Origin of the sequence: Rhodosalinus sp., assembly GCF_046542825.1 — a bacterium.
GTDB lineage: Bacteria > Pseudomonadota > Alphaproteobacteria > Rhodobacterales > Rhodobacteraceae > Rhodosalinus.
On the sequence record NZ_JBKHAQ010000147.1, the window covers coordinates 1 to 5,611 of the forward strand.

The following is a 5,611-nucleotide window of genomic DNA, read 5'->3' on the forward strand; positions in this document are numbered from 1 at the left end:
GGCTGGTCCACGTCCGTCCCCTTCGCCACGGCGGTGTGATAGGCCAGAAGCTGCGCGGGGATCGCGTAGAGGATCGGTGTCAGCATCGGGTGCACCGTGGGGACCACGATCCGCCGCCAGACCTCGTCGCCCGCTGCCTCGGCACCTGCGGCGTCGGTGATCAGCAGCACCTGCCCGCCGCGCGCCATGACCTCCTGCATGTTCGACACGGTCTTGTCGAAAATGCCGTCGCGCGGTGCCATGACCACAACCGGCACGGTCTTGTCGATCAGCGCGATGGGTCCGTGCTTGAGTTCGCCCGAGGCATAGGCTTCAGCGTGGATGTAGCTGATTTCCTTCAGCTTCAGAGCGCCCTCCAGCGCCAGGGGATACATCAGGCCGCGGCCCAGGAAGAGCACGTCGCGCGCTTCTGCCAGCCGCAGCGCGGCCTCCTGCAGCGCGGCCTCGATGTCGAGCGCGCCGGTGATCTGCGCCGGCAGCGCGCGGAGCGCCGACAGCCGGTCCGACAGCGCGTCCCTGTCCAGCGCCCCGCGCGCCTCGGCGGCGCGCAGCGCCATCAGCAGCAGCACGGTCAACTGGCAGGTGAAGGCCTTGGTCGAGGCGACGCCGATCTCGGGGCCTGCATGAATCTGCAGGTCCAGGTCGGCCTCGCGCGCGATGGAACTTTCGGCGACGTTCGTGACCGAGACGATGCGCGCGGCCCGTCCCGCGACGTGGCGCAGCGCGGCCAGCGTATCCGCCGTCTCGCCCGACTGGCTGACGAAGACGGCCAGCGTGCCCGCGCCCAGCGGCGGCTCGCGGTAGCGGTATTCAGAGGCGATATCGACCTCGGCGGGCAGGCCCGCGATCTGCTCGAACCAGTATTTCGCGGTCAGGCAGGCGTAGAAGGCCGTGCCGCAGCCGATCAGCAGCACCCGCTCGATGCCCGCGAAATCCAGTTCGTCGGGGAGGTGCAGGCTGGCGCCGTCGGCGCTGAGCCAGGCGTCGAGCGCGGCGGCGATGGCGCGCGGCTGCTCGGCGATCTCCTTGGACATGAAATGCTTGTGTCCGGCCTTGTCGATCCGCGCGGCCTCTGCCCGGATGGTGCGCACGGGCCGGTTGGCGCGGCGCCCCTCGGCATCGACGATCCGGGCCCCCTTGCGCGTCACCACCGCGCGGTCGCCCTCTTCGAGATAGGTGATGCGGTCCGTCATCGGTGCGAGCGCGATGGCGTCCGAGCCCACGAACATCTCTCCCTCGCCCCAGCCGATGGCCAGCGGGCTGCCGCGCCGTGCCGCCACCATCAGGTCCGGCGCGCCCTCGAAGAGGAAGAGCAGGGCAAAGGCACCCTCGAGCCGGCGCAGTGTGGCATCCGCGGCCTCGACAGGACCCATGCCCTGCGCCATGTGCCGCTCGGTCAGCAGCGCGACGGTTTCTGTGTCGGTCTCGGTCGCGAACTCCGCGCCGTCGGCGGCGAGTTCCGCGCGCAGCGCGCGATAGTTCTCGATGATGCCGTTGTGCACGACGGCGACAGGCCCGGCGCGGTGCGGATGCGCGTTTGCCTCGGTGGGCGCGCCATGCGTGGCCCAGCGGGTATGCCCGATGCCGGCGGAGCCGCGGAGCGGCTCGCGCACCAGAAGGTCCGACAGGTTGACCAGCTTGCCGACGGCGCGGCGGCGGTCGAGATGTCCGTCCTCGTTCAGCGTCGCGATGCCTGCGCTGTCGTAGCCGCGGTATTCGAGCCGGCGCAGCGCCTCGACCAGGATGGGCGCTACCTCATGATTGCCGAGGATTCCGACGATGCCGCACATGGCTCAGGCCCCCTTGCCGCTGCGCGCGCGCAGGATGTCCATCAGGCGGGCCGCGAAGCCCGGCTTGGTCACCTGCCGCGCCCGGCCCAGCGCCAGCGCACCGTCTGGCACGTCCTCGGTGATGACCGAGCCCGAGCCGGTCATCGCGCCTTCGCCCACACGCACCGGCGCGACCAGCATGGTGTCCGACCCGATGAAGGCGCGTGCGCCGATCTCGGTCCGGTGCTTGGAAACGCCGTCGTAGTTGCAGGTGATCGTTCCGGCGCCCACGTTGGTGCCCGCCCCGATCGCCGCGTCGCCCACATAGCTCAGGTGGTTGACCTTCACCCCTTCTGCAAGCGTGGCGTTCTTGACCTCGACGAAATTGCCCACGCGGGCGTCCTCTGCCAGTTCCGCGCCCGGCCGCAGCCGGGCATAGGGGCCCACCACCGCCCCGCGCGACACATGGGCGCCCTCCAGATGGCTGAAGGCGCGGATCGTGGCGCCGGTCTCGACCGTGACGCCGGGGCCGAAGACGACGTAGGGCTCCACCAAAGCGTCGCGCCCGATCACGGTGTCATGCGACAGCATCACCGTGTCGGGCGCGGTGAGCGTCACGCCCGTTTCCAGCAGGTCAGCCCGTGCGCGCGCCTGAAAGGCTGCCTCTGCCGCGGCGAGGTCCGCGCGGGAGTTCACGCCCATCATCTCCGCCTCGGTGCCCAGCACGACCGAGGCGCGCGCGCCGCCCGCGCGGGCAAGCGCCACCACGTCGGTCAGGTAGTATTCGCCTGACGAGGGCGCCGGCTGCACCTGATCCAGCAGCGGCAGCAGAAGCTCCGCGGGCGCGGCCATGACGCCGGAATTGCAGAGCCTGATCTCGCGCTCTTCGGGTGTGGCGCCCTTCCATTCGACGATGCGCAGCAGGTCCTCGCCCTCGGTGACGAGCCGCCCGTAGCGGGCCGGATCGGCCGGCTCGAAGCCCAGCACCACCACCTCCGCCCGCGCCCGCGCGTCCGCCATCGCGGAAAGCGTCTCCGGCCGGATGAAGGGCGTGTCCCCGTAGAGCACCACGACGTCGCCCGCGAAGCCCTGCAGGAAGGGCGCGGCCTGCGCGACCGCGTGCGCCGTGCCAAGCCGCTCCGTCTGTATTGCGATGCCGGCCTCTGGCCACTCCTCGTGCGCGGCGGCGGCGACCGCCTCCATGTCGGGGCCGGCCACGACCACGACGCGCTCGGGCGCGAGCGCGAGGCCCGCGCGCAGCGCGTGCGCGATAAGCGGCGCGCCCGCGACCTCGTGCAGCACCTTGGGCCGGTCCGAGCGCATCCGCGTGCCCATCCCGGCCGCCAGAACAACCAGTGCCGTGGCCATTGCCGCCCCTCTCGCCCGTTTCTCTTTGCCAATGCCTCGGTCCCGTATTACCGCTCTTGTGGCATGTCGCAAGGCGGCGTGCCTTCACCAAGGATTTCGCCAAGTGACAAGGAGGCCTGCGTGCGCACCGTGATCTTCGACCTCGACGGCACGCTCGCGGACACCAGCGGCGACCTCATTGCCGCCGCCAACGCCTGTTTCCGCGCGATGGGCACGAGCGACCTGCTGGACCCCGCGCGCGATGCCGCAACCGCGCTGCGCGGCGGCAAGGCGATGCTGCGGCTGGGGTTCGCGCGGCTGGGGCGCGAGGACGACGAGGCGGCGGTGGAGCGGCATTATCCCGACCTGCTGGCGCTTTACGGCGAGGCGATCGACACCCACACCCGCCTCTATCCCGGCGCGATGGAGGCTGTGGCGGCGCTGGGCGGCGCGGGCTTTCGCGTGGGCATCTGCACAAACAAGCCCGAGCGTCTGGCAGAACTCCTGATGACCCGTCTGGGGGTGCGCGACGCCTTCGCCTCGCTGGTGGGGGCCGACACGCTGGCGGTGCGCAAGCCCGACCCGGAGCCGCTGCGCGAGGCGGTGCGGCGTGCGGGCGGCGACCCCGCGCGCTCCGTGCTGATCGGCGACACGGTGACGGATCGCGAGACGGCGCGCGCGGCGGGGGTTCCTTCCGTCCTCGTCACCTTCGGCCCGGGCGGCGATGCGGTGCACGCGCTGGAGCCCGAGGCGGTGATCGGGCATTTCGACGAACTGCCCGACGTGGTGACGCGGCTGCTGCCATAGACGTTGACGGGCGCGCGCCGCAGCGTCATTGAAGGGCCATGACCGAGCGCTTCACCGGCAGCTTCACCCAGCAGGAGCCGATCCCGGAAGAGGGCATCGCGGCGGCGGTCGAGGCGATGCGCCACGGACGGCTGCACCGCTACAACCTCGCCCCCGGAGAGGCGGGCGAGGTGGCGCTGCTGGAAGAGGACTTCGCGGCCTTCACCGGCGCGCGCTACTGCCTTGCCGTGGCGAGCGGCGGGTATGCCATGGCCACGGCCCTGCGCGCGCTGGGCGTCGGCCCCGGCGAGCCGGTGCTCACCAATGCCTTCACCCTCGCGCCGGTGCCCGGCGCGATCGCCAGCCTCGGCGCGCGGCCCGTCTATGTGGGCGTGACCGAAGAGCTCACCATCGACCTTGACGAGCTGGAGGCCAGGGCGGGCGAGGCGCGGGTGCTGCTGCTCAGCCACATGCGCGGCCACATCGCGGACATGGACCGGCTGACGGCGATCTGCGACGCGGCGGGCCTGACGGTGATCGAGGATTGCGCGCACACCATGGGCGCAGCGTGGCGCGGCGTGCCCTCCGGGCGGCACGGCGCGATCGGCTGCTACTCCACCCAGACCTACAAGCACATGAACTCGGGCGAGGGCGGGTTGATCGTGACCGACGACGAAGAGCTGGCGGCGCGGATGGTGCTGCTGTCGGGGTCCTACATGCTTTATGACCGGCATCGCGCCGCCCCCCCGCCCGAGGCCTTCGAGCGGCTGAAATGGGAGACGCCCAACGTCTCGGGCCGGATGGACACCCTGCGCGCGGCGATCCTGCGCCCGCAACTGCGGGTCCTGCCCGAGAAGTGCGCCGCCTGGACTGCGCGCTATCGCGTGCTGGAGGCGGGGCTGCGCGGCATTCCCGGACTGACCCTGATCGAAAGACCGGAAGAGGAGCGTTTCGTCGGCTCTTCCTTCCAGTTTCTTCTGCTGGACTGGCCGGCAGAGGCGGTGGCCGAGGTGGTCGCGGCCTGCGCGGCGCGGGGCGTCGAGCTCAAGTGGTTCGGGGCCGAAGAGCCCGTGGGCTTCACCTCGCGCTACGAGTCCTGGCGCTACGCGCCGGCGCCGCCGATGCCCGCGACGGACAGGGTGCTGGCGGGCCTGCTGGACATGCGGCTGCCGCTGACCTTCAGTCTCGCGGACTGCGCGCAGATCGCGCGTATCGTGTCGGAAGAGGTCGGCGCGCGGGGCGCGCGGCGCACGGCGGCGGAATAGCGGCAGGCGGTTGACCGGGCCGCCGGCCGGGTAGTATTGAACAACTGTTCAATCAGGGGGAGGAGAGGCGATGTTCACGGCCTCCATGCGCTTCGACCTTGGCGAGGATGTCGAGGCGCTTCGCGACACCGTCCACCGCTGGGCGCAGGAGCGGGTAAAGCCATTGGCCGCGCAGATCGACCGCGACAACGTCTTTCCGCACGACCTGTGGCGCGAGATGGGAGAGCTTGGCCTGCTGGGCATCACGGTCGAGGAGGACTATGGCGGCGCGGGAATGGGGTATCTGGCGCATGTCGTGGCGGTCGAGGAGATTGCCCGCGCCTCTGCCTCGGTCAGCCTGTCCTATGGCGCGCACTCCAACCTCTGCGTCAACCAGATCCGCCTCAACGGCACCGAGGAGCAGCGCCGGAAATACCTGCCGCGGCTCGTCTCGGGCGAGCATGT

Annotated in this window: 5 protein-coding genes; 3 read left to right on the forward strand and 2 right to left on the reverse strand. The window is 70.9% G+C overall.

Annotated features, from left to right (window positions below; translation table 11 throughout):
- Together glmS and glmU are read right to left on the reverse strand one after the other, a co-directional pair.
- Positions 1 to 1,790 (reverse strand): glutamine--fructose-6-phosphate transaminase (isomerizing) (gene glmS / locus ACLFOB_RS13970; RefSeq protein ID WP_410926474.1); only part of this gene is annotated, 1,790 nt, incomplete at its 3' end.
- Positions 1,791 to 1,793: 3 nt separating this feature from the next.
- Positions 1,794 to 3,137 carry a bifunctional UDP-N-acetylglucosamine diphosphorylase/glucosamine-1-phosphate N-acetyltransferase GlmU gene (glmU, locus tag ACLFOB_RS13975; RefSeq protein ID WP_410917921.1) on the reverse strand — a complete coding sequence of 448 codons (1,344 nt, stop codon included), beginning with the start codon at positions 3,135 to 3,137 and terminating at the stop codon, positions 1,794 to 1,796.
- Between the two features lie 120 nt (positions 3,138 to 3,257).
- Here glmU and ACLFOB_RS13980 point away from each other — a divergent pair, with 120 nt between their 5' ends.
- The 3 genes from ACLFOB_RS13980 to ACLFOB_RS13990 form a co-directional block, all read left to right on the forward strand.
- Positions 3,258 to 3,923 carry an HAD-IA family hydrolase gene (locus ACLFOB_RS13980; RefSeq protein ID WP_410917922.1) on the forward strand — a complete coding sequence of 222 codons (666 nt, stop codon included), beginning with the start codon at positions 3,258 to 3,260 and terminating at the stop codon, positions 3,921 to 3,923.
- Positions 3,924 to 3,961: 38 nt separating this feature from the next.
- On the forward strand, positions 3,962 to 5,167 hold the full coding sequence (locus ACLFOB_RS13985) for a DegT/DnrJ/EryC1/StrS family aminotransferase (RefSeq protein ID WP_410926475.1): 1,206 nt from the start codon (positions 3,962 to 3,964) through the stop codon (positions 5,165 to 5,167).
- 70 nt (positions 5,168 to 5,237) lie between these two features.
- Positions 5,238 to 5,611 (forward strand): acyl-CoA dehydrogenase family protein (locus tag ACLFOB_RS13990; protein WP_410926476.1); only part of this gene is annotated, 374 nt, incomplete at its 3' end.